The organism is Enhygromyxa salina, assembly GCF_000737335.2.
In the GTDB taxonomy this organism is placed as follows: domain Bacteria; phylum Myxococcota_A; class Polyangia; order Nannocystales; family Nannocystaceae; genus Plesiocystis; species Plesiocystis salina_C.
In genome coordinates, this window is record NZ_JMCC02000132.1 from 1 (window position 1) to 23755 (window position 23755).

At 67.0% G+C, this 23755-nt stretch carries 18 protein-coding genes; 12 read left to right on the top strand and 6 right to left on the bottom strand.

The window, feature by feature from the left end:
- Positions 1–291: 291 nt before the first annotated feature.
- A complete protein-coding gene (locus DB30_RS35875; protein WP_052557760.1) occupies positions 292–945 on the top strand; it encodes a hypothetical protein in 654 nt (217 codons plus the stop codon).
- A 22-nt stretch (positions 946–967) separates the two neighbouring features.
- On the opposite strand, the gene map is transcribed toward DB30_RS35875, so the two are convergent.
- Entirely contained in the window at positions 968–1741 is a 774-nt protein-coding gene (gene map / locus DB30_RS35880) for a type I methionyl aminopeptidase (protein ID WP_052557762.1), read from the bottom strand.
- Between the two features lie 89 nt (positions 1742–1830).
- Here map and DB30_RS35885 point away from each other — a divergent pair, with 89 nt between their 5' ends.
- Positions 1831–2802 carry an ArsA family ATPase gene (locus DB30_RS35885; RefSeq protein WP_052557763.1) on the top strand — a complete coding sequence of 324 codons (972 nt, stop codon included), beginning with the start codon at positions 1831–1833 and terminating at the stop codon, positions 2800–2802.
- Between the two features lie 4 nt (positions 2803–2806).
- Here DB30_RS35885 and DB30_RS42900 read toward each other — a convergent pair whose 3' ends face one another.
- Positions 2807–3355, bottom strand: coding sequence for a biotin/lipoyl-containing protein (locus DB30_RS42900; RefSeq protein WP_052557765.1), 549 nt, complete (start codon positions 3353–3355; stop codon positions 2807–2809).
- A gap of 19 nt (positions 3356–3374) precedes the next feature.
- Here DB30_RS42900 and DB30_RS35895 point away from each other — a divergent pair, with 19 nt between their 5' ends.
- The 3 genes from DB30_RS35895 to DB30_RS35905 are packed head-to-tail and all read left to right on the top strand — an operon-like array spanning position 3375 to position 7212.
- A complete protein-coding gene (locus tag DB30_RS35895) occupies positions 3375–4493 on the top strand; it encodes an ArsA family ATPase (RefSeq protein WP_052557767.1) in 1119 nt (372 codons plus the stop codon).
- 59 nt (positions 4494–4552) lie between these two features.
- Positions 4553–5950: a hypothetical protein gene (locus DB30_RS35900; protein WP_052557769.1), complete on the top strand. Its 1398-nt coding sequence runs from the start codon at positions 4553–4555 to the stop codon at positions 5948–5950.
- Positions 5947–7212 carry a metallophosphoesterase family protein gene (locus DB30_RS35905; RefSeq protein WP_052557771.1) on the top strand — a complete coding sequence of 422 codons (1266 nt, stop codon included), beginning with the start codon at positions 5947–5949 and terminating at the stop codon, positions 7210–7212. The genes DB30_RS35900 and DB30_RS35905 overlap by 4 nt, the downstream gene beginning before the upstream one ends.
- A gap of 26 nt (positions 7213–7238) precedes the next feature.
- On the opposite strand, the gene DB30_RS35910 is transcribed toward DB30_RS35905, so the two are convergent.
- The 3 genes from DB30_RS35910 to DB30_RS35920 all read right to left on the bottom strand — a co-directional run bounded on the left by DB30_RS35910 (position 7239) and on the right by DB30_RS35920 (position 11115).
- Positions 7239–8423, bottom strand: coding sequence for a patatin-like phospholipase family protein (locus tag DB30_RS35910; RefSeq protein ID WP_205633137.1), 1185 nt, complete (start codon positions 8421–8423; stop codon positions 7239–7241).
- A gap of 295 nt (positions 8424–8718) precedes the next feature.
- The gene (locus DB30_RS35915; protein ID WP_052557775.1) at positions 8719–10530 is read right to left on the bottom strand and encodes an acyl-CoA dehydrogenase; all 1812 of its coding nucleotides are present in this window, start codon (positions 10528–10530) and stop codon (positions 8719–8721) included.
- Between the two features lie 24 nt (positions 10531–10554).
- Positions 10555–11115: a CAP domain-containing protein gene (locus DB30_RS35920; protein ID WP_052557777.1), complete on the bottom strand. Its 561-nt coding sequence runs from the start codon at positions 11113–11115 to the stop codon at positions 10555–10557.
- 48 nt (positions 11116–11163) lie between these two features.
- On the opposite strand from DB30_RS35920, the gene DB30_RS35925 reads away from it, so the two are divergent.
- The 4 genes from DB30_RS35925 (at position 11164) to DB30_RS35940 (ending at position 19566) form a co-directional block, all read left to right on the top strand.
- Complete coding sequence (locus DB30_RS35925; RefSeq protein WP_146662158.1) at positions 11164–13605, top strand: spermidine synthase family protein; 2442 nt, start codon at positions 11164–11166, stop codon at positions 13603–13605.
- Between the two features lie 25 nt (positions 13606–13630).
- Positions 13631–14848 carry an ATP-grasp domain-containing protein gene (locus DB30_RS35930; RefSeq protein ID WP_052557781.1) on the top strand — a complete coding sequence of 406 codons (1218 nt, stop codon included), beginning with the start codon at positions 13631–13633 and terminating at the stop codon, positions 14846–14848.
- 328 nt (positions 14849–15176) lie between these two features.
- Entirely contained in the window at positions 15177–16172 is a 996-nt protein-coding gene (locus DB30_RS35935) for a formylglycine-generating enzyme family protein (RefSeq protein WP_052557783.1), read from the top strand.
- Between the two features lie 1102 nt (positions 16173–17274).
- The gene (locus tag DB30_RS35940) at positions 17275–19566 is read left to right on the top strand and encodes a choice-of-anchor X domain-containing protein (RefSeq protein ID WP_146662160.1); all 2292 of its coding nucleotides are present in this window, start codon (positions 17275–17277) and stop codon (positions 19564–19566) included.
- A gap of 44 nt (positions 19567–19610) precedes the next feature.
- Here the strand turns inward: DB30_RS35940 and DB30_RS35945 are convergent, their stop codons facing one another.
- Complete coding sequence (locus DB30_RS35945; protein ID WP_052557787.1) at positions 19611–21536, bottom strand: CRTAC1 family protein; 1926 nt, start codon at positions 21534–21536, stop codon at positions 19611–19613.
- An 84-nt stretch (positions 21537–21620) separates the two neighbouring features.
- Between DB30_RS35945 and DB30_RS35950 the strand changes: the two genes are divergently transcribed.
- The 3 genes from DB30_RS35950 to DB30_RS35960 all read left to right on the top strand — a co-directional run.
- Positions 21621–22331: a metallophosphoesterase family protein gene (locus DB30_RS35950; RefSeq protein ID WP_052557788.1), complete on the top strand. Its 711-nt coding sequence runs from the start codon at positions 21621–21623 to the stop codon at positions 22329–22331.
- Positions 22332–22754: 423 nt separating this feature from the next.
- A complete protein-coding gene (locus DB30_RS35955; RefSeq protein ID WP_052557789.1) occupies positions 22755–23552 on the top strand; it encodes a hypothetical protein in 798 nt (265 codons plus the stop codon).
- 3 nt (positions 23553–23555) lie between these two features.
- The coding region (locus DB30_RS35960) for a hypothetical protein (RefSeq protein WP_205633138.1) at positions 23556–23755 on the top strand (200 nt) is incomplete at its 3' end.

Consider the following 23755-nt stretch of genomic DNA (forward strand, 5'->3'; position numbering starts at 1 on the left):
CAGGCACATCTGGGGCCGCTCCTGCCGTTGTCGGTCGGCGCTCGCAGTATGCCGGATACAGCTTCGGCCTCCCTCCTAGGCAGGAACGGCCCCAGACGCACCTGACGACGCGACTCCAAACTGATCGGCGCTCTAGGCTTCGGCTCGCTCTATGCGATCCGTGCCGCCACTGGCACGGTCCCAAAGTCGACAGAGGTCGGTGAGCATCGCAGCGGCGATTCGACGATCAAGCAATACGATGTAGAGTCGACGCCATATTACTGCGAGGACATTGCGTCGGTCGACAATTGCGTGACGTTCACGGTTGATCCCGGCGGCGACAAGAAGAAGGCCTGCTACTACCTGCCGTGGGGCGGCGACCGGGCCTACCGGATCCGCCTCGATTCAAAGACCATTCCCCGCGTGTTCTTCACCGCCGCGCTCGATGGTTGCTCGGTGGTGGTAGAGGGCAACGTGATGCTGCCAAGTGTCTATCACGCCAACGCCGCTGGCACGCTCCCCAAGCAGTCGCCAATCGGTGACACGAGCTGCCTGGAAAAGATCGCGCTGGGTGTGATCTCCAAGCGCAACGAGGTGATGTTTGGGGCCTGCGCGGCGTTTCCCGCAGACTGGAACGCGTGGTACCTGCAGCATCAAAGTGACTTCCCGGATCTCGTCAAGTCCGCCGCCGCCGTCACGGCGCTCGAGTATGGGGTCCTGATCGGCCGCCAGAGCGCCAAGCAAGAGCTGCGCGCGGCGATGTCCCAGCCGATTGTTGCTAAGCAGCTCCTGGAGTCGCAGAAGTTCGTGCAGTCCAGCGGGTCCGTGTTTGGTGTGCTCGGCGACGATGAGCGCTGGCACTTTTACATGCAGCGCGTGGTCGAGCTCGACAACGGCGAGTTCGCAGTGTTGCGCTGCGTCGAGTTTTGGCCAACCGGGTTCAGCCGGTCGCTGGACAATCCGTAGAAAGCCCGTCACGGGCAGCAATCTACTGAGGGCGCCACGCGCTGTCGCGCATCGTCAGCACCTCGTACCCGTCGGCCGTCACCAAGATCGTGTGCTCGGTCTGCGCGCTGAGCTTCCCGTCGCGCGTCACCGCCGTCCAGCCATCGGCGAGGATGTCGCAGTGCGAGCTGCCCTCGCTCAGCATCGGCTCGATCGTGAAGGTCATGCCGGCCCGCAGCTTCATGCCGTGGCCGCGGATCCCAACGTGGTGGACCTGCGGGGCCATGTGCATCTCGCGACCGATCCCGTGACCACAGAAGCGATCCACGATCGCGTAGCCATGCCGCGCATGGGCGAAGTCGAAGATCGCCGCCCCGATGTCGCCAAGCGCCTTGCCCGGCGCGACCTCGCGGATCCCCTGCCACATCGCCCGGCGCGTGGTGTCGATCAGCTTGTTTGCGGCCTCGCTGATCTCGCCAACGGTGAACATCTCGGAGGTGTCGCCAAACCACCCGTCGACGATCGTGGTGACGTCGATGTTGATGATGTCGCCGTCTACGAGCGCGCGCGGACCGGGGACGCCGTGACACACGACCTCGTTGACCGAGGTGCAGACCGAGTTGGGGAAGCCCTTGTAGTTGAGCGGGGCCGGGTACGCGCCGCGCTCGACGATGTACTCGTGGCACAGGCGATCGAGCTCGGCCGTGGTCACGCCGGCCCGGACATGCGGCCGAATGAAGTCGAGCACCGAGGCCGCAAACCGGCAGGTCGCTCTCATCTTCTCGATCTCGGCGGGTGTCTTGACGTCAACGGACATGGCGAGCCGCGCCGAGCATGGTAGCCCACGGGCGCGCCGGTCAAGCTGGACTCGCCAAGCCAGGGCAGCTGTGCCACGCTCCCGGCCCGGTGCCGGAGCTTCGAAGCAGCGACCCCGAGCAGCTGCTCTTGGGTCTCGAGAGCCGCCGGTTGCTGATCGTCAGCGGCAAGGGCGGCGTCGGGCGGACCACGGTCGCGGCCCTGTTGGGCGCGGCCCTGGCCAGCCGCGGGCGCAAGGTCCTGGTCGCCACCACCGGCCACGATGATCGGCTCGCGTGGATGCTGGGCGGCGAGCAGCTCACCGACACGCCGGTCGAGGTCGCCCCCAACCTCGACATCCAGCGCCTGGTCCCCGCGACCTGCGTCGAGGAGTACGGAACTTTGGTGACCAAGAGCCAGCGGCTCTCGCACATGGTGTTCGGCAACAAGGCCGTGCGCCGGCTGCTGCGAGCGATCCCGGGGCTCGATGATTTTGCGATCCTCGGCAAGGTCTGGCACGAGGCCGTGCGCGCCCGCAGCTACGACACGATCGTGTTCGACGGTCCAGCCTCGGGCCACCTGCGCTTGGTCCTGGGCGTGCCTCAGGCGATCTTGGCGACCGTGGCCGACGGGCCGCTGACCCGCGAAGCCACCGCGATGCGCGACTCCTTGCAGGATCCCAGTGTGTGCGCGGCGGTGCTGGTGGGGCTGCCCGAGCCGTGGCCGCTGACCGAGCTCGGCGAGCTGGCAACGGCGCTGCGCCGCGAGATCGGCATGGGCGCGGGTACCCTCGTCGTCAACAAATTGTGGCCGCTGCTGCCCGACCTTGGCCCCCACACGCTGCCGCCCGAAGCCAGCGCGAACCCAGCCGTCGCCAACATGCTCGCGGTCGTCAACGAGATCGGCGAGCGCGGCCGCGAGCAGCGTGAGGTCGTGTCTGCCTGGCTCGACGGCCGCACCAGCCTCGACGAGCAGCTGGTCACAGTCCCATGGTGGCCGTGGGGTCTCGACCAGCTCTCGGACATCCGGGCGCTGCTCGCGATGATCCAAGCCGGAGGGGACGCGGCCGATGCCAAGCCGTGATCGCTCAGCCCTCGGGCTCGGCGGCTGGCGGCTCGAGCTCGATCAGCAGCTGCCCGGCGTCAACGGTGTCGCCCTCGGCGACGGCGACGCTGCGCACCACCCCAGCGGCGGGCGCATGCAGCTCGTTCTCCATCTTCATGGCCTCGACGATGATCGCAGGCGCGCCAGGCTCGACATGATCACCGACGCCAACGAGGATCTTCACGACCCGACCCGGCATCGGGGCCGTCAGCGAGCCGCTGCCCGTGGCCCCCGCGCTGGTGCCCAGCGCCGCCGCGAGCCGGGCCTCTTGCTCGGTCTGCACGCTCACCCGCACCCGCTGCCCGGCCACCCACGCCTCGCTGGGGCGCGGCGCGCCGGCCAGCGTGACCGGCAGCTGCGTGGTGTCTTCGGGGCCGTGGGGGCTGACGCGCAGGGCGTTGGCACCGGCCTCGGCAACCTCGTACGCGTGGCCATCCACCAAGATCTTCTGTTCACCGGCGGCGTCGAGCTCGACCACGACCTCATGCTCGCGCTCGCCCACGCGGATGCGATACCCCTGACGCTGGCTCATTCAGACCGGAGCCTATGTCATGGCTGAGACCACGTCCACGGTGTTCCAGGATCGCCGGTTGGTGCTCTGCGTCGGTCCCGGCGGCGTCGGCAAGACCACCTGCGCCGCCGCGCTCGGGCTTCACGCGGCCGCGCAAGGGCGCAGGGTCGTGGTCGTGACGATCGATCCCGCGCGACGGCTGGCGCAGGCGCTGGGGCTCGAGAGCTGCACCCCCGGCGAAGTGGTGCCGGTCGTGCGCGAGCCTGGCGTCCACCTCGACGCGTTGATCTTGGACGGCGCGAAGGTGTTCGAGAGCATCGTGCGCGACAACGCCAGCACGGCGCAGACCGCCGAAACAATCCTGAACAGCCGCATGTATCAGGCCACCGCGCAGCGGCTCTCGGGCGCGCTCGAGTTCGCGGCCATGGCCCGGGTCCAGATGCTGGTCGACGCGGGCGCGCATGATCTGATCGTGCTCGACACGCCGCCCACCGCCAACGCGATCGACTTTCTTGACGCGCCCAAGCGGGTCCGCGAGCTGATCGACAACCCGGGCGCGCGCTTGCTGGCCGGCACCGGCCGGTTTGGCGCGCGGATCTTGGGGCTTGGCAGCTCGGTGCTCAGCAAGACGCTCGAGACGATCGGCGGCGGCCAGTTCATTGGGGATCTGGGCGTGTTCTTGCGCGAGTTCGCCGACGTGCTCGAGGAATTTCATCGCCGCGGCGGCAACTTCGAGCAGCTGCTGCGCAGTCGCGCGACCGGGGTGTTGCTGGTCACCAGCGCGTCAACCTTCTCGGTCCGCGAGGCCGAGGCGTTCTCGAGTCAGCTGGCCGCCTACGGGCTGCGGGTCGACGCGGTCGTGCTCAACCGAATTGACAAGACCGTCCCCGAGCCGCCGCCCAAACACCAACTCGAGGCTGTCCTCAGGTCCGGCGCCGCTGCGAGCCCGGTCGCCGCCGACACGCCTGGGGTTGATCAGGTACAGCGGATCTATACGGCCTACGCGGGTGCGCGGGCCCTCGGTGAGCGGACCCGTCGCTCGATCGAAGCGATCAGTTCGTCGCGGGCCAACCTGCAAGTGTGGACAGCATCGCGCCGGGCCGACCCGCCCGACACGCTGCCGGAGCTGCGCGAGCTCGGGGCCGAGATCTTCGGTTGAACTTCAGTTGAACTTCGATTGACCCTGGCGGGATCGAGTGTGTTAGCAATGAGCTGTCCATGCTCGTGTTCGGTGCGCTGCTGCTGCTATTGGGCCCGCCTGCGCCGCTGGAACCTGTGCCGCTGGAACCTGCGCCGCTCGAGCAGCCAGACGCGTCGGTGATCCCGGACGCGCGCGAGCCCGACAGCCCCGACGCGCCCGGTCCCGCCCCGATCGAAGCGCTCCCGCTGCCCGCACAGCCAGCTGGCGGGTCCGAACAGCCGCTCGGCCACGATCCCACCCCGGCTTGGGTCGCGCCGCCCCCGCCCGAGCTCATCGAGCCACAGCCGATCGTCGAGCCGCCAACGCGCCCCCGTCGGACCAAGCGATGCCTGCCCGAGGTCGATCCATGTATGCGCGTCATGAGTTCGCGACTGCTGCTCGCGGGACTTGGCGCGATCTCGGCGGGGGCCTCGGTGTTCTTGATCTTCCAGGCCGGCGATCGCAACCGCATCGGCGACCCAGCAATGGCGATCGCAGGCGCGGGCGTGATCGCGGTGGGGGCCGCGAGCATCGGTGGCATTGTTGGTGTGTTGGGTGATGACGGGCCCGCGCTGCCCGATCGGATCACGCCGCCCACCTTCGGGCTCTCGGTTGGGCTTGGCGGCTCGGACCACACCGACGAGACCGTGCCCTACACGCTGGCCGGCTCGTTCGCGCCGACCTGGTCGTTCCCCCGCGAGTCCGGGCGTCTGCGCCTGATCGGCAGCGTTGGCGGCAACTTGGGCGATCAAGTCGAGCGCGACCCCCGGCCACAGACCAGCAACGACGACGGCACCTTCGGGTCCGGGCTCGCGCGCAGGGGTTGGCGCTTCGACCTTGGCCTCGACTTGGCCGTGCGCCTGCCCTATCCGCTCTCCCAGCGTCGCCCCGCGTGGTTGGGGCAATTCGAGCTTCGCTACAAACCAATGGTGTTCTTTGCCCGCGACGCGCTCGCGCTTGGCGATGAACCCCGCGTCAGCCAGCGCGTGGCTCTGACCCCGCTCAACTGGGGTCTTCGCTGGCACCTCTCACCGCGCCAGCGCTTTACCTTCTATCTGGGCCCGCGCTGGGATCTAAACGGCTACGGCGAGCCCGGCGGCGTCGCCCCGGGCCAGCCAACGGCCGCGCCGATCTACAGCGAGTCGTGGTTCGATCTCGACTTACCCATTCGCAAGTTTGCCAGCGCCGGGCGGCCGGCGGTGGTCGGCCAGTATACGGTTGGCTATGTGCACTCGCGCTTTTATGGCGCGGGCATGAATCTTGGCTCGGTGGTCGGGTTTCTTGGCCAAGTCGTCACCCAATTCGCGATTCGCGTGCGCCCGCTCGGGTCACCGATCGCCTATCAACTCGAGCTCGGCGCGCGCGTGGGTGGGGGCCTCAACCCCTTCGTGCGCGTGGGCCTCGTGCTCCCCAACCTCGGAGACGCCAAGTCATGACCCGCGCACGGAATCACACGACGTCTCGGATCGCCGCGCTCGCGCTCGGCCTCACCACCAGCCTCACCGGGTGCACCGAGACCGAGTGCGCGACCCCGGACTACACCCGCGCGGAGTGCCGCGTGGTCGCCGAGAACAGCTTCGCGCGACTCAAGAGCTCGAGCGGCGTCGAGCTGCGCTTTCAGGATCCAGACGCCACGGATCCCAGCGCCTCGTACGCCGCGGAGGGGATCATCGTCGAGCGGGGATCAGCGGTCCACGCCCGCGTCGCCCATATGGGGGAATTTGCGCTGTCGCTGCGCAACACTGGCAATCAGGCGCGCACGCTCGAGCTCGAGCTGTCCAACGTTCACCCGCTCGCCACCCTCGTCGCCAGCCCGCAGATCATCGAGCAACCGGTGGTTGGCGCCGAGACCACGCGTCAATTGTTGGTGACCGTGCCCGCGCGCGGACACACGTGGGTGCGTGGCGGCCTCACCCAGGCCAACGCGTGCCCGCCAGTGTTTCGCCTGGCGGTGCTCGCTGACATTCAGACCAACCCCACACAATTCGCTCTGATCATCGAGCGCATTCAAAAAGAGGCGAATCTCGCGGAGGCGGCCGGCGAGCTGCTCGCGGGTGTGCTCGTCGCTGGCGATCTCACAGAGTCGTCGAGCGAAGACGAGTTTCGTGTGTTCCAAGATCTGCTCGACACCGCCGCCGTCCCGTTCGCGCTCACCCCCGGCAACCACGACGTCTACGAGTCGCACTTGCCGTTCTACAATCAAAATTTCGGCCCTGGCAACTATGCGTTTGACGTGTGCGGCGCCCACATTGCGATGCTGGACACGGGCTCGGGTGCGATCGCGGAGTCGGTGCTGGGCCGGCTGCCCGAGCTGTTTGATCCCGGCGACAGCGAGCACTCGCTCGCGGTCATGCACCACCCACCCTACGCCGGGCTGACCGGCGGCGGCTGGTCCCGCGAGGATCTAGCAATGATCACCCTTGGCGAGTTTGCCCACCAGGGCGGCGATCTGGTGATCGCCGGGCATGCCCACATGCTGCGCGAGTTCACCGACATCTCGGTCGCTGGCGGCACCGTCCGCGAGATCATCGCTGGCACCGCGGGCGCGTGGCAGGGGGCAGGGCAGCCAATCTATGGCTACGTCCGCCTGACCTTCGAGGCCGGCGAGATCGATGCCTGCTTTGTGGAGGTGCCACCACCGGGCGCCCTGCCCCACGTGAACACGCCCACGACGATCCCGGTGTGCGACGAAGCTTGACTGCAACAAGCCGTCAACCACCTTGCTCAGCCCGCAAAGAACGACACGATCTGGTCCCTCGCCGCGTACGCGTCACGGCGGCCAAGGTCGATCAGCCGGGTCGCGAGCCGACCATCGAGAAACAGGATCGAAGCCAGCAGCGCCTGGTGGCCGACCACATCCTCGTTGCCCGCACCCCGCAGCAGCGCCCGCCAGACCAGGCCAAGCCGGTCGCCAGCGAGCTCTTCGCGAATGAACGCCGCCGTGAGCAGGGCAATGTTCTCGCTGGGTCGAAACACGAGGGTCGGGATTGGCCGGTAGGGCAGGACTTGATGTGCCGCGAATTCCTGAACGACGTCGACCATCTGGGGCGGGTCAATGGTCTTCGCCAGCGCCGTGAACACCCGATTGGTCTGCAGCAAGGTCTGAAGACTGGAGAGGTCTGGATCAAGCAGCAGCGAGGCGCAGATCTGGCCAATGAGATAGATGACGCTGGGGTACTCCAGCGCGGCTTGTGGCTCTAATCGGTCCTGTTCGTGGAGCGAGATCAGGACAACGCGGTCGGCGTCCACCCGCAGCGCAGGGAGCACCGGAGTCGCCAAGCTCAGCCCGCTGTCCATATAGTAGCGACCGCCGATCGCCTGGGCCGGGAACATGAAGGGCAGCGCGGTTGAAGCCTGCACACGCTCGAGCGTGATGCGCTCGAGCAGCGTGCGGACAGGGTGGGGGTACGAGCGCAGCTGAACCCCCGCCGCGAGCTCTGCGAACATTGTGCTGCGCCCTTCCTGAATGTCGTGGGCCCCGATCATGACCGCCTCGACGAGGCTGCTGCGAACGTTCGCGTGGAGCCGGTCCCAGTCGATCTCTCGCGCGAGCAGGGCTTGGACCGGGCGTGGGTCGAACAGCGAGCGGCCGATGTAGCCCGACGTGATCGTGACGTCTTGGCGGCGGCAGGGCACGCGCAGGCGTGGCCACCCCCACAACAACGAAGACGGCGAGAGTCGCAGCACCTGAGTGGCGTCGAGGTTGTTCCACAGCCGCACTAGACCGTCGATCCGGTGGTCGGCCCGATCGGCGTTGGCGGCCAGATACGCGGTGTTGATCGCACCGATCGAGCTGCCGGTGAACGAGTTGAACAGCGGCTCTCCAGCGCCGCCGCGGCGACCAAGCAGCTCGACGATCCCATCAATCACGCCAACTTGGTACGCGCCGCGCACTCCGCCAGCAGACAAGACAATTGCGCAGCGATCTGTTCTCCTGGGCATGGCGGTCCAACCAGGGTGAGCCGTGACCAGGGCGCGCGCTCGCGTCGTCGGCTGATCTCGCTACGGAGAGCCGTGCGCAGCCACCTGCTTGGACGTTGCCGACGCCGGTCGGACCCGGGCGCTCGCAGACGCCGCTGACGCCTGGAGCACGACGCAGCGCGATCGATCGAGAGCGACCCGCGACCGCGATGAGAACCCTCGCCATGTGACTGCCCGGTTCGCGGCCGGTTCTTGGCCGGTTCTCGCCCGGTTTCGCCGAGCGTCACCAGCCGGCGTCGGCGACCTTGAGGTACGAATCCTCGCTGCTCTCGCACAACACCGCGAGCCGGGCATTGTCGGCCAGGTCCGTGCGAATCCAGTAGCGGGCTGCCTCGATCTTCGCGCGATAGTAGTCCGTCGCGTCCGCGTCTGCGTGGCCCCCGAGCGCGCGGCAGGCCGCAGCCGCCATCCGCAACCACTGCCACGAGATGATCAAGTTCGAGAACAGATTCAGGTAGTCGACGCTGTGGGCGAGCATGCCAACCGTGTCACCGCTGAGCCCACGCCCACCCAGCACCTGCGTGAGCCCGGTGGCCCGCGCCAGCTCGATCTTCACGGTGTCACACAGCTCTTCGTCGACCCCGCTGCGGCGCGCGTGCTCAATGTCCGCGCGCAGCTCGGCGCTGAGGGCCATGAGCGCTTGCCCGCCCTTGGCCACGACCTTGCGCCCAAGCAGGTCCAAGCTCTGGATCGCCGTCGTGCCCTCGTGGATGCTGTTGAGCCGCTGCTCGCGGAGCCACAGCTCGGGCAGGTATTCGCTCGAGTAGCCGTAGCCGCCGTGGATCTGCAGGGCCAGACTGCACGACTCGAACCCACGCTCGGCGGCGAAGGTCTTGGTCACCGGGGTCAGAATGTCGAGGATCAATTTGGCCCGCTCGCGCTCGGCCTGGTCTTCGCCGTGGGTTGCGAGATCGGCGTAGCTGGCCGTCATGATCAACAGCGACATGCAGCCTTCCACGATCGCCTTTTGGCGCAGCAGCATGCGCCGCACGTCGGGGTGCTCGATGATCGCAACCGGACCCGGCGTCGCGGCGCTGCCGTCGAGGCGGCGCCCCTGGGTTCGCTCGCGCGCGTAGGCCAGCGACTCGTGGTAGGCCGCCGAGGCCGAGCCGGTCGCGTTGGCGCCGACCAACAGCCGGGCCTCGTTCATCATCTGGAACATGTAGCTCAGGCCCTTGCAGGGCTCGCCGACGATCCAGCCGTGACAGTCGTCGGCCTCGCCGTAGCTCAGGCCCAGGCTTGGCAGCCCCTTCCAGCCGATCTTGTGGATCAGCTGGCTGGTGTGCACGTCGTTGAACTCGAGCCCGCTCGCGCCTGGGCGCATGCGCGGAACGGCGAACAGCGAGATCCCCCGGGTGCCCGCCGGGTCGCCGACGCGCCGGGCCAGGGTCAGGTGCACGATGTTCTCGAGGAATTGATTGTCACCACCCGAGATGAAGATCTTGCTGCCCTTGATCTTGTACACGCCCTCGCGACCCTCGATCGGCGTTGCGCTGGAGCTCAGATCCCCCAGGCTGCTGCCGGCATGCGGCTCGGTCAGCGACATCGTGCCGCTCCACTCGCCCGCGTACATCCGATCCATGAAGGTGCGCTTGAGCTCCTCGCTGCCAAAGCTCTCGATCAAGTGGGCGGAGCCGGCGGTCAGCAAGGGATGGCCAGACAACCCGGCGTTGGCGGCCATTAAATAGAGGTACGCGATCGTCGTGATGCAGCTGGGCAGCTGCGCGCCCCCGACCGTCTCGGGCCGACCGGCTGTCAGGATCCCAAGCTCGACCATTGCCGCATACAGCTCGCCGGTCTTGGGGTGCTCTTGCACGCGGCCGTCGATCAGCTGCGGCGGCTGCTCGTCCATCTCGCGGACCAGCGGGTACAGCTGCTCGCGCGACAGCTTGGCGGCGCTGGCCAAGAACAGCTCGAAGGTCTCGCGGTCGTGGTCCGCGAACGCCGGCAGCTTGCACAGGCGCAGCACGTTGTGGACCTCGTAGAGCAGGAATTCGACGTCACGATCACGAACGAGCGGGTTGGGCGCAGACATCCGGGATCAGTGTCGCACGGTCGCTCAGCGCTCGCCAAAGACTTGCGCCCAGTAGCGTACGTACTTGGCGTCGGTGTCGGGGGCGTGGCCAATCCCGATCTCGTTGGCCAGCGGATCCATGACCTGCGCGCACAGACCGGTGCTCCCCATGATCGCGGTCACGACCTGGTCCGCCACCGACTGCCGGGCGCCGATCGTCTGGCCGCGCGCGGTCCCTTCGTACTCGGCCATGCCCGCCCGATCCGCGAAGGTCAGCCCCTCGGGGTCGAGGTTGCTGAAGTAGTCCTGCTCGCCCATGTCGACCGCATGCCGACGGGCGGCGCAGCGCAGGGCGGGGTCCATGGTCAGCGGCTGCGCGGGCTCGAAGCTGTCGTTGCCGCACATGGCACCGGCTGCGCGCTGCTCGTTGACCAAGACCAGGACCTCCGCCTCGAGCTGCGAGAGCGCGGGATCCCAATCGCTGACCGCGTCGCAGTACTCCACGTCGGCGGGCACCTCGGGCGGCTCGTCCTCTTGGTTTCCGGTGCATGCGCAGATGCCCAGGCACAGTCCCAGCGCGAGCAGCCATGATCGGGAGTGAGCCACGGCGATGATCTAACCACAATCCCCTGGCTTTGGTAGCCTCCGCGCATCTTGAACGGCGCAACGTCACGCCCGCTCACTTACTTGGGGATCTTCGCGGTCGCGCTCTCGACTCTGATGCTCGAGGTGCTGCTGACCCGGATCACCAGCGTGATCGCCTGGTACCACCTGGCGTTCTTCGTGATCTCGCTGGGCATGCTGGGCATGACCGCGGGCGCGGTGATCGTGTTCTTGCTGCCGCAGGTGTTCACCGACGAGCGGATCCCCGAGCGCCTGGCCCAGACGGCGCTGGCGTTCGCGGCCACGACACCGCTCGCGATCGGGATGGCGATGTCGATCCCGCTGCTGCCGATCGACGACCTCATGGACTTCTTCGCGCTGCTGGTCTACGGCGGCGCGGTAGCGATCCCGTTCGCGCTGGGCGGGGTGACCTTGACCCTGGCGCTGACCCGCGCGGGGCTGCCTGCGTCAATCGCCTACGGGGTTGATCTGTGCGGCGCCGCGATCGGCTGCGCCCTGGTGATCCCGCTGCTCGACGCGCTCGACGCCGCGAGCGCGGCCTTGATCAGCGCCTCGGTCGCGGGGATCGGGGCGGCGTGCTTTGGGCTCGCGCGCGGGACCGCGGGTCGCGGGCAGATGATCGGTGGGGCCGCGCTGGCGGTCGCGCTGGTCGGCCTGGGCCTTGGCAACGCGGGCGGCGACACCACGCCGCTGCGTCCGGCGTGGGTCAAGGCGATGCCCGAGGATCCCAAGCAGTTCGAGTGGATCGGGTGGAACACCTACTCGCGCGTGAGCGTGGACAAGACGATCGAGGTCCCGCCGCACATGTGGGCCGGCAGCCGGCTGATGCCGCCCGAGCTGCACCAGCCGGTCCCGCAGCGGGCGATCAAGATCGACGGCGCGGCGGCAACCATGATGTTCGAGCACGCCGACGAGCTCGACGACCACGCGCACATCGACTGGGACATCACCTCGTTCGCGCATCAGCTGCGCCCGACCGGCCCGGCTGCGGTGATCGGCGTGGGTGGTGGCCGCGACGTGATCGTGGCCGCCCGCGCGGGTCACTCGCCGGTGGTGGGCGTCGAGCTCAACGATCTGATCGTCGAGCTGCACACCACCGTGATGGAGGACTACTCGCGGCTGACCCGGATCCCCGGCGTCGAGCTGGTCGCCGACGAAGCCCGCAGCCACATGTCGCGGGAGCAGCGGCGCTTCTCGGTCATCACGATGTCGCTGATCGACACCTGGGCCTCGACCGGCGCCGGCAGCTACAGCCTGTCCGAGAACGGCCTGTACACCGCCGAGGCCTGGCAGGTGTTCATTGATCGGCTCGAGGAAGACGGGATCTACACGGTCTCGCGCTGGTACCACCCCAAGTCGCCCGGCGAGACCGCCCGCATGCTCGCGCTGGGGCTCGAGGTGATGTGGCGACGCGGGGTCGAGGATCCCCACCAGCACCTGATCCTGCTGCAGAACCTGAACGTCGCGACCTTGCTGATCTCGCCCAAGCCCTTCTCCAAGCAAGACATCGACGCGATGCAAGTGGCCGCCGTCAAGCAGGGCCTGACGATGATGGCGACCCCCCGCCGCGGCCCGCTGCACGAGGGCGTGCTCGCCCAGCTGTGGGAGCTAGACAGCCAGGACGCGCTGTGGGCCTGGGCCCGCCAGCAAGATCTGGATCTGACCCCGCCGACCGACGACCGGCCGTTCTTCTTCAACACCCTCAAGCCCAGCACGTGGCTGCAAGACCCCGAGTCGGTCGACAAGCTGGATGTCTCGTTCTTGGGTAATTTGCAGGCCACGCAGACGCTGGTCTACGCGACCTTGGTCAGCTTGCTGCTCACGCTGATCACGGTGATCGGCCCGCTGCTGGCCCGGCGTCGGGAGCTGCGTGAAGTGGGGCGCCGCGATCTGGCCGCGGCCACCGCCTACTTCGCGCTGATCGGCCTGGGCTTCATGTTCGTAGAGATCGGGCTGCTGTCGCGACTCAACGTGTTCTTGGGCCACCCAACCGTCGCGCTGGCGGTGCTGCTTGGCGGCATCATCTTCTTCACCGGGGTCGGCAGCCTGGCTTCGAACAAGCTGCAGATCGAGCGCAGCGCCAAGCTGGCCAAGCTGTTTCCGCTGGTGCCCTTCGTGCTGGTTGTCGTCGCGGCGCTGGCCTCGGGCCCGCTGACCCAAGCCTTCGTTGGCAGCGGCATGACGGTGCGGGTGATCGTGGGCGTGGTGACCGTGGCCGTGCCCGCGCTTGGCATGGGGCTGGGCTTCCCGCTGGGGCTGCGCTTGGTTCAGCGCCGCCAAGAGTCTGAGGGTGGCCCAGAGCTTGGGCCGTGGCTGTGGGGCATCAACGGGGCCGCGGGGGTCTGCGCCAGCGGCTTGGCCCTGGGCTGCTCGATGGTGTGGGGGGTGCCGGTCACCCTCGCGGTGGGTGCGGCGTGCTACTTACTGTTGCTCGGCTGTACTTGGCAGCTTGGGCGTCTAGCCAACGGCTAGACTGCATGAGGGATCGCGTGAAGCCATGAAAGTGCTGTTCCTTTCCCCCCACTATCCCGAAGAGATGCCCGAGTTCACCCGCGGCCTGGCCGAGGTCGGGGCCCAGGTCTACGGCGTTGGCGAGATGCCGATCGGCGCGCTGCCGCCCAAGGTCAAGCGGCACCTGAAGCACTACCTGCAGCTGCCGGGCATGATGGACGAGAGTCGATCGCTGGGCCCCTTGGTCGACGTGGCCCGCAAGCTGGGCGTGGATCGGGTCGAGACATTGTGGGAGCCGCTGGTGCTGCTGGCCGCGAGCGTGCGCGAGGCCCTGGGCATGCCTGGCATGCACCGCGACACCGCGCTTGGGTTTCGCGACAAGCCGATCATGAAGGCCCGGCTGGTCCCGGCCGGCGTTCGCATGCCTCGCAACGCCAGGTCTGCCTCGGTTCAGGGCGTGCTGCAGGCGGCGCGAGAGATCGGCTACCCGGTCGTGCTCAAGCCGGTCGCCGGGGCCGGCACCGCCGACACCTGGCGGGTCGACGACGAGGACCAGGCCAAGGCCAAGCTCGCGACCATGGCCCACGTCGCCGAGGTCAGCATCGAGGAGTTCATCGCAGGCGAGGAATTCACCTACGACGTCGTTGCGATCAACGGCAAGCCCGTGTTCGAGAGCGTGACCCAATACCACCCGCCGCCGCTACAAGGGCGCACGCTCGAGTGGATCAGCCCCGCGCAGATCACCCTGCGCGACCCCTTCATCCCGGCCACCGAGGTCGGCATCGCGCTGGGTCGGCAGGTGCTCGAGGCCTTGAACATGGGCACCGGGTTTGCCCACCTCGAGTGGTTCAAGACCCCCAAGGGCGAGGCCGTGTTCAGCGAGATCGCCTGCCGCAGCGGCGGCGGCAAGCTCATGGATGCGATCAACGCCAGCAACGAGATCGACATCTACCGGGAGTGGGCGCGATCGGTCTGCTGGCACTCCTTCGAGGCCGAGCCAAAGCGGCGGTACCATGTCGCGACCGTGTTCAAGCGGGCGATTGGGCAGGGTCGGATCACGCGGATCGAAGGGCTGGACAAGGTCTACCGGCGCTGTCATGGCGGCTTGGTGATCGCGGATCTGCTGCCGGTCGGGCACCCGCGCCGCAACTGGAAGGCGACGCTGCTTGGCGATGGGTACGTGATGATGCGGAGCGTGGACTATCGGGATCTCTGCGAGATGCGGGACGAGGCCGTGAACTCGCTGCGCATGTATGCTGGGTAGGTAGGGGTGCGAATCCTGCGCTGCGTCTGCCGGGTCGCGTCAGGTGTTCGGGTGCGAGCCTCGCTGGCGGCCGCGACGAGCAGCGTCGCATGGATCTCGAGCATCACCAGCGCGTCGAGCGGCTCAAGGGGCGGCTACATGATGCTCACTTCCCCCGCTGAGACCGGTGCGCGTGCTCCGGTGTTGAAGTGCCATCTTCGAGGGGACGCGCAAACAAAACGGGGTCTGGGCACGCGCGAACTCGTGGGTGCTTTGGCAAGTGTGCGTCATTCTAGGTACGCCAGGCACAATACGTACAGGACGGCGAGGACACTCAGGAGACAATGACATGATGCGACACCAGAGCTTCGGAGCGATGGTCGCTGGGGGAGCGGGGCTCGCCGCGCTCGCGCTGACTTCCTGTGGCCCCAATCCGCCCAAAGGGTCGCAGGATACCAATGTGCAAGGTGACGGCGATGGGGATCCGGGTGACGCTGACGGCGCTCCTGGCGACGGCGAGCTCGGCGACGGTGATGGTGACAGTCATGAGCCGCCATGTGAGTCCGAGCATGAGGGGATGATCTGCATCCCCGCGGGGCCATTCATCATGGGCTCGAATGGGTTGGGCTTGCTCAAAGAGCGCGAGATCCCCGAGCAAGTCGTGTATCTGTCGCAATTTCACATCGACCGACACGAGGTGACCTTTGGTGAGTATCGGCTCTGCGTGGAGGCAGGGAAATGCTCGCCGCCCGTGGCGGAGGACCCGAACGACCTTCGGACCTCTGGCTGTCGCTGGGGGACCGAGGGCATCGACGCCTATCCGGTCGCCTGCGTGGGTTGGCTGCAAGCGCTGGAGTACTGCAACGCGCGGGGCGCCGAGCTGCCCACCGAAGCGCAGTGGGAAAAGGCCGGGCGCGGGACCGACGGCCGCGACTACGCTTGGGGGAATGAGGCGCCCACTTGCTTCTACGCCAGCATGGCGAACGAGACGATCGGAGACCAGGATCCGCACGAAGGGTGGGGATGCGACACCGGGATGCCGCAACGTCCGGGCAGCCATTCGCCGCAGGGTGACAGCCCCTATGGTGTTCAAGATATGGTCGGAAACGTGAATGAGGTCGTCGCCGACTGGCTCGGGCCTGGGCAACCCAACCTCGGTCAAGATCCCACCGGCCCCGACAGCGGCCCATTCAAAGTGCGGAAGGGAGGAACCTATACAACCACCCAACAGTATGACTCAAATGGCGGATACTTGCATCTAGCGTGGCGGGGCCAGGGCGGCGGACCCGTTCCGGGAGCTCAATTGGGACCCGACACCGGGTTTCGCTGCGCCATGTCCGAGTGACGGATTGCTCAGACACAGTAGTCGCAGATCTCTGATCGTGTTGACGATGTAGTACGTCCGCAGTCGTGGCCGAGCGCCATCTCGCTGCAACGCAAATACAACGGAGCCAGAGCGAGGCTATTCTAGAGCCACACTTGCTGTCAGGTGCTACTTCACGAGCATGAGTCCTCGAGTTCGCCTCCCCTCGCGTTGGTCGACATCTGGTCTTGCAGCATTCGCTGCATGCGTCGCCATGGGCGCGCTGTCTGGCACAGCTCTCGCCGGCAAGAAGAAGCTCATTGATCACGGGGATGGGACTTGGTCGATCGCGGTACGCGCAAACTTTCCACCGGAGGATCTTGGCTCGTTGGAGGTGACGAGCGGCGACGCTGAGAACTACTGCGACTTCTTCCGGGAGGGGTCGCGGATCCTCTGGAAAGTCACGAACGGACAGCACTACTTCGATTCTGTGACGTTCGGCTACGGCGCCAGCGAGAGCGACGTCTTCTTGAGCCATGGCACGCAAAAGTCGTACGCGAGCGATCACGCGATTAGGATGATTTTCATGTCGCCCAAACCAGCGGGGACCGAGGTGCACGGCAAAACCCTAGCTCACGAGTGGGGACACTACTTCTACGGGCTCCCAGATGAGTATGCCAAATCCAATGATCTCGGTTTTTGCGCAGACTCGCGCTACGCGACCTCGAGCGATACATGCACGGGCTTTCCGAGTTCGAGCTGCTCGAGCGGCGCGAGGTGCATCCGTCATGAAGCGTGCGTAAATGAAGGCGCCGACATCACACAATCCGGTACGTATGATGGCTGGATCATCGGAACGGGCAGTCCGCCCCAAGATGTGATATCCAATCTTGGGATCGTGTCTGGCGATCAGTGCGGGGCGGCGGGAGGAGACAACATGGCGCACCCAGTCTGCATCCTGTATGACCCCACCGGAGTGCACAGCAGTCCATTTGGCGGTCCAGAGCTCTGGCCGAAGTGGGGGGCTGACTGTGAGGAGAGCGACGATTGCGAGACCGAGCCTGCTCTCGGCGATGGGGTTTGTACCGCAAAGCTAAAGGCCGACTGGCAGCGCTCCGTCTGCGTCGGTGAGTCCACATGCATCATGGCCGCTGGCACCAAGCAACGTTGGTGCGACGCCAACACCCACATCCACCTCGACCCCAAGACCGGCGCCAGCCTCTCCCAACACTGGGGCGTGCTCGGCACAGTCATGAGCCACTACCCTATCCCCTGGTCCAGCGCCGAAGACTTCAACTGCTGGGACCAAGCCAAGCTCGAGTGGGGCAGCCTCCAGTTCAACGGCCAATACGACGAAGACATCGGCCTCCCGCCCAACGATGGCGACCCCGCGTTCTGCACCTGGAACGTCCCCGATTACACCGACGCCGAGGACCTCGCCGATTGGTCGATGGTCATGATCGACGCCTCGGGCTCCATGGGTCAGGACGCCAACGGGAACCCAGGCTGGACCTACGCGGTTGACGGGGCCGAGTACTTCAACCAGGTCGCCGTCACCAAGCAGACCAGCGCGGGGATCTATGCGTGGGGTGACGATCTGTGGCCGGTAAAGTCCGCGACCAAGATCAACGAGGTGTGGGTGCCAACCCAAGACCTCGCCCTGGGTACCCCTGTGGACCTGGCTCCTGCCAATGTCGCGGTGTATCGCAACGAGATCGACGCGCATGTCAACGCCAAGCACTTCACGAACCTGTGCGCCGTGCTCGAGGGCGCCAAGGCTGCGTTTACACAGGCCAAGGCCCCGGCGGGCGACCGCGAGGTCGTGCTGCTCACCGACGCCAAGTTCACCCGGGTCGATCCCAAGCATGATCCAACTGGCCCGGCCGGCTGCCGCGGCGTCGAGACCTGGATCGTGAACAAGCCCGAGATCGCCGCCCAGATCTGCGCAGAGGGGGGCATGCGCGTCAACGTGATCACGACCGGCGCATCGCCCCGGATCGGTCTGGCGCACTGGCTGGCCGAGAGCTGCAACGGCTGGCACTACTACGCAGGCGACGAGCAGGCCGCTGGCGGGTCACTGCCCCACGCCGCCAAGGTCTACGAGGCCGTAGCGAAGGCCGTGGTGGCCGGCGACGCCATCGCGCTGCACGAGCGAGCGCCGCTCGTCGCGACCACGACCACCGAGTCCCACACCTTCGTGGTGCCCGCGGGATCCAAACAACTCGACGTGGCGTGGCTGGGCAGCCCCCTGGTGGTCACCAGCGAGAGCACCGAGCACGCCTTCAACAACCTGAGCTTCGAGCTCGTGTCACCAAGCAGCATTCTATATGGCCATCCAATCGGAGACTCGAGCGAGGTCCAGGCAGTCTATCGGCGAATGGAGGTCGACAACCCGGAGCCGGGCCTGTGGACCATGCGACTCGACAAGAGTCAGCTGTCGGCGAGTACCCAAGCCAAGCTGGACGTTGGCTGGGTCGCGTCGGTGGTTCGATCGGGCTATTCGCCCGAGGCTTGGATCGATCGCCCAGTATGGGAGATCGGCGACGAGGTCACGATCTCCGCCAGCGTCATCAAGTCCAGCGCGGCGGTCGGCGGCATGGAGGTATCGGCCCGGCTCTCCGTGGCAGGGTACAGCTGGCGGATCCCCATGTTCGATGATGGCCACCACGATGACGGCCTCGCTGATGACGGCGTGTACGCGGCGATCCACGCCTCGACCGTTGAAGGGCCCCACGCCGTCAAGATCGACTTCGAGGTCCTGCCGGGCGTCAGCCACACGATCCCGGGCGACGCGATCTTCGGCGCCGGACCGGGGCCCCAGATCCTGAGCGACGCTGCGACCCTCGTCGCTCACGCTTCGTTCGCGGCGCAAGACGGCCCAGTCGGCCTCGTGCGCGGGGATCTCCCATCGCTGCAAGCCGGCGAGTCCCACCAGGGTCTCACCGCGACGATCGAGGGCATCTTCGTGCCGAGCCCCGGAGCGATGGTGTCGCTGGGAGACGGCGTGACGGTGCGCGATCTCGAGGTGACCGGCCTAAACTGCGACAATGACAACGAGCAGGATCCCGACCCCGCGACGCTCGTGTACGAGCTACGCTTCAACGCCGACGTGGCCCCCGATGCGTCGCTCACAATGCGAGATCTGCTAGTCGAGATCGGCACCGCGGACTACCGCGACGAGGGTGCGACGACGGTCGTGGCAGCGGACCCACCAACCAGCGGTACCGGCGGAACGATCGGCCTCGGATATCGCTCCAGCGAAGGTGATGCCCTCGAGCGCGCGGGTCTAACGGCACAGCTCGCGGCCGTAGGGCCCCGAGTACTCCGGTTTTTCATTCGCCTCGCGCAAGCCATGGTCGCGGACAAGCGCCGTGCCACGGCGTTCTCCAAACCCGTCACGGCGACCTCGCCACCGGCCGACGCCCCACATCTTTGACCCAATCGATCGACGTGCGGGAGCGAGGGTCATCGCATCTGTCGTCACGGCTCCCCTTCAACGACCACCAACACCTGCCCACCACCAACCTCGTCAAACCCCTGCACGATCCCGCTGGCTGGCCACTCGACCTCGACCCGGTGCACGGTGTCCTGCTCGAGCTCAAACCCATGGCCAAGCCCGAAGTGCTGGATCAGCTCGCCCTCACCCAGAAAGTGGCTCGCAACCCCAACCTCGCGGATCTGCCAGGGCCCGTCGGGCTCGACCTGGACCCGCACCTTCGCGCCGCGGCCGTCGTGGTTTGACGTCGTGCCCTCGACCGCCACGCGCAACCACGCCCGCGCGTTGCCGCCGTCGTTGCGAAACAGTCGCGGGCTCCCGGCGTGGTTGGCGACCAGCAGATCCAGGTCGCCGTCTCGGTCGTAATCAAACGCGACAATGCCCCGGCCCTGGCCCCGGTCGTACACCCCGCGAAGCTCACCCTCTTCGGTCATGAACGTCTCGCCCCACCCGGGCCCGTTGTTGATCCACAGCCGCGTCGGCGTGTCCGCGTGGTACAGGCCGCCGTGTAGATCCCGACCCGGCCAGCCGTTCGCGAGGGCGAGGTCCTGGTCCCCGTCGTTGTCGGCGTCGAACATGATGGTTCCCCACGCCCAGGCCCCGTCGCGTACGCCAGCCTCGTCGGTGATCAGGGAGTAGGTGCGGGCGCCCTCGTAGCTGTACAGGCGATTGCCGGTGCCCGACCAGCACGGGGGGGTCTCGTCGTCTTCGCACGCGTCGGCTTCGGCGATCGAGGTCACGTACCAGTCAAGATCGCCGTCGCTGTCGATGTCGCCAAAGGTCGAGCCCATGCCGTTGGACTCGCGGTTGACCCCCGCGGGGCCGCTGCCGTCCAGGTACGCCAACCCCTCCATGTTCCAAAACAGGCGCGAGCGGCGAAAGTCCACCGTGATCGCGAGGTCCTGCCAGCCGTCGCCATCGAGGTCCGCGAAGGTCGACGAGAACGCGAAGATCCCGTCGGGATCGAGCGCGGACAGATCCACGCCGTACGCCGCCGTGACGTCCTCGAAGTTGCCCTGGCCGGTGTTGTGGAGCAGCCGCCCGCCGTGGCGCTGCCACGCTGGCTGCTCGGGGGTTGGCATGTGCTCGACCTTGATCCACTCGTTGACGTGGACGTCGAGCCAGCCGTCGCGGTCGTAGTCGCCAAGCGTGACGCCCTCGCCCGAGTGCATGAGAGTCGAGCTGAGCGCGAACCCCCGCGCGGCGGCCTGCTCGTCAAAGCCCAGCTCGCCCGTCTCGCTGAGGGTGTTGATCCACAGCTGGTGCTCGGTCGCGCCCACGCTGGTGACGAGCAGGTCCAGATCGCCGTCTTCGTCGATGTCGCCGAACACCGAGCCGTTGGTCCAGCTGCAGTCGCCAAGCCCAACCTGCGCGGCGACGTCGACGAAGGTGCCGTCGCCTTGGTTGAGGAACAGGTGATCCGGCGCGGCCAGGCGGGTCATGAACACGTCGGGCCAGCCGTCAGCGTTCACGTCGCCAACGCTGACGCCGCCAGTGAACCACTGCGGCTCACAGTCTTGTCGGGGGCTGAGCCCGCCCGAGGTCGCCCACGGAAACATGCAGTCCAGCTTGGAAGGGTGGGTGGGCACGAACTGCACGGTGCCGAGCCCCGCCGCTTCGGCGACCTCCGTGAACACTGGACAAATTTCCTGGCCTGCACAGGCTTGCTCCGCGGGCGGCGTGCCGGCCGGGGTCGCTGCGGGTGGGTTCCATGACCCGCACACCTCGGGCTCGAAGGGCTGAAGACCGTCCGGGTCGCCGGTCTCGGTCGCAGATTCGCTCTCGTCCTCTTCGGTCGGCTGATCGGCGTTGGTCGTGACGCCAGCGCTGGTCTCGGCAAGATCGGGGCCACGACAGGCCGCGAGCAGCAGCACGCTCGCGCAGGCAATCCGGACCCAATCGCCAGTCACCGCAGCAGCTTAGCAGCGCGGCCGACCCAATGGACAACAAGCAGCCCATGGCTGTGAGGGTGATGAAAGGCTAGCCTTGCGGACATGAGGCGGGTCGCGTTCATCTCGGATCTGCACGCCAACCTGGTCGCGGTTGACGCCGTGCTCGCCGACATCGACCAGCTCGGCGTCGACGAGATCGTGTGCCTTGGGGACATCGTCGATCTGGGACCGCAGCCGTGCGAGCTGCTCGATCGTCTGCACGAGCGCGAGGTCCGTTGCATCCGCGGCAACCACGACACGCTCGACGAGCACCCGCCGCATCACATGCTGCTCGAGATCGAGACCTGGACCCAAGCGCAGCTGGGCGAGGCGAGGCTGCGCGAGCTCGCGGAGCTGCCCGAGCAGCTCACCCTGGAAATCGATAGCGCGCGCGTGTTGTGTGTGCATGGGTCGCCGCGCGATGACACCGACCAAGTGCTCGCTTCGACCACGCGCGACACCCTCGTCAGCTGGATCGGCGATCACGAGTTCGACGTCATGGTTGGCGGCCACACCCACGTGCAGCTGCTGCGCAGGCTCGACGCGCGACTGATCGTGAACGTTGGCAGCGTGGGGATGCCCTTTGAGCGCGCCTTCGATGGCGGCGCGCCGAAGATCCTGCCGTGGTGCGAGTATGGGGTGATCAGCGGAGCTGATGGGACGCTCTCGGTGGATCTGCGTCGGGTGCCGCTGGATCTCGAGCGCTTCGCCGCGAGCGTGCGCGAGTCCTCGATGCCGGGGGCGGCGCGGTGGGTGGAGCAGTGGCTGATCTGACTGTTCATGACCCCCACACAGACCTTGGACTTCGCCGACGACAGCCGCTTCGCGTCTTGTCGCTTCGCCTCCTCGGGGCCGTTTGTTCGCATCCGCATGTGTGGCCCCCTAGACCTAGAAGGGGGCTCTGAACGCACGTCCTGTGTCCATGGGACACACGACGTGCGGAAAACTCCCGACTCATCGGTGAGCAACGCGACACGCCCGATCACGCGTGCGCGCAGACCAACGAAGTCACGCATCCGAACAGATCAGCCAACGCGCGACCGGCCGCCTCAAAGCGGACCTGCTCCGAACACTCTTCGGTTTTCGGCGACTGACCAATGCGGTGCCCAACGATGGGCCGCGCGGGTACCGGCGCCACGGCGTCGCCGACCAGCATGACGACCGGGGTCCCGCGGGGCGCTCGCCTCACACGACGAGATGCACAGTCGGCACGACATCAGAGCGCTCCGCGTCGCCGGGATCCTGTTGCTGACGGTGCTACTCGGGAGCTTTCGGGCTGTCGCGCAGGCGAGCACGCCCGCGGCTGGGCCCAGAGACGTCGAGTTGCTGGTCGATACCTCGGACCTCGAGGTCACGCTTGGCGATCGGCTTGCGGTGGCGCTCGAGCGAGACTTGCCGAGCGCCCTGCGCGAGGCTGGGTTCGAGGTCGTGCGCGGTGGGGCCGCGGTGACCTTCGAGGTGCGGCTGGCGATGTCGGATGTTGATCTGCGTGAGTATGCGATCAGCGTGGACGCGCTGGCGGATGGCGGCCGTGAGGTGTTGGTTGATGCGCGGCGGTGCTTGGCGTGCTCGGAACAGCAGGTTGTCGCGCGGGTGATCGAGCTGGTGGCAGGCATCGCAAGCTGGGAGCCGGAGCCCGAGCCGCCGACGCCGTGCATGGAAGAGGCGCCGCGATCGGCCGCCACGCCGACGCCACGTAGAACGCTGGGGGTTGGGCGGCTCGGCTTTGCGGGAGGGGTGTCCTTCTCTGCTGGTCTGGCGACGGTTGGAGGTGGCGTGTTGATGATGACGATGCCCGACCTCGACTGGGACGTGGATCCGCGGACGGTCGGGATGGGGATCGTGGTCGCGGGCACAGGGGCGGCTGCGGTGGGGCTGACGATCTTCGTTGTTGATGCGGTGCTGCTCGAGGGGCGGCGTCGCAAGGTTTCATTGAGTGTGTTGCCAAGCCTGTCTCCGATGAACGGAGGGGTGTTGGTGGTAGGGAGATTCTGACGAATGAACACGAAAAGTTGGTTGCGAGCTGTTGGTGTGGGGCTGGTTTGTCTGGGGGTTGCCTCTTGCGGGGATAACTTCTGGCTGCATGACGACACGGCTGCGGTCGGGGATGGGGATGGGGATGGGGATGGCGACGGTGACGGCGACGGCGATGGCGATGGCGATGGCGATGGCGATGGCGATGGCGATGGCGATGGCGA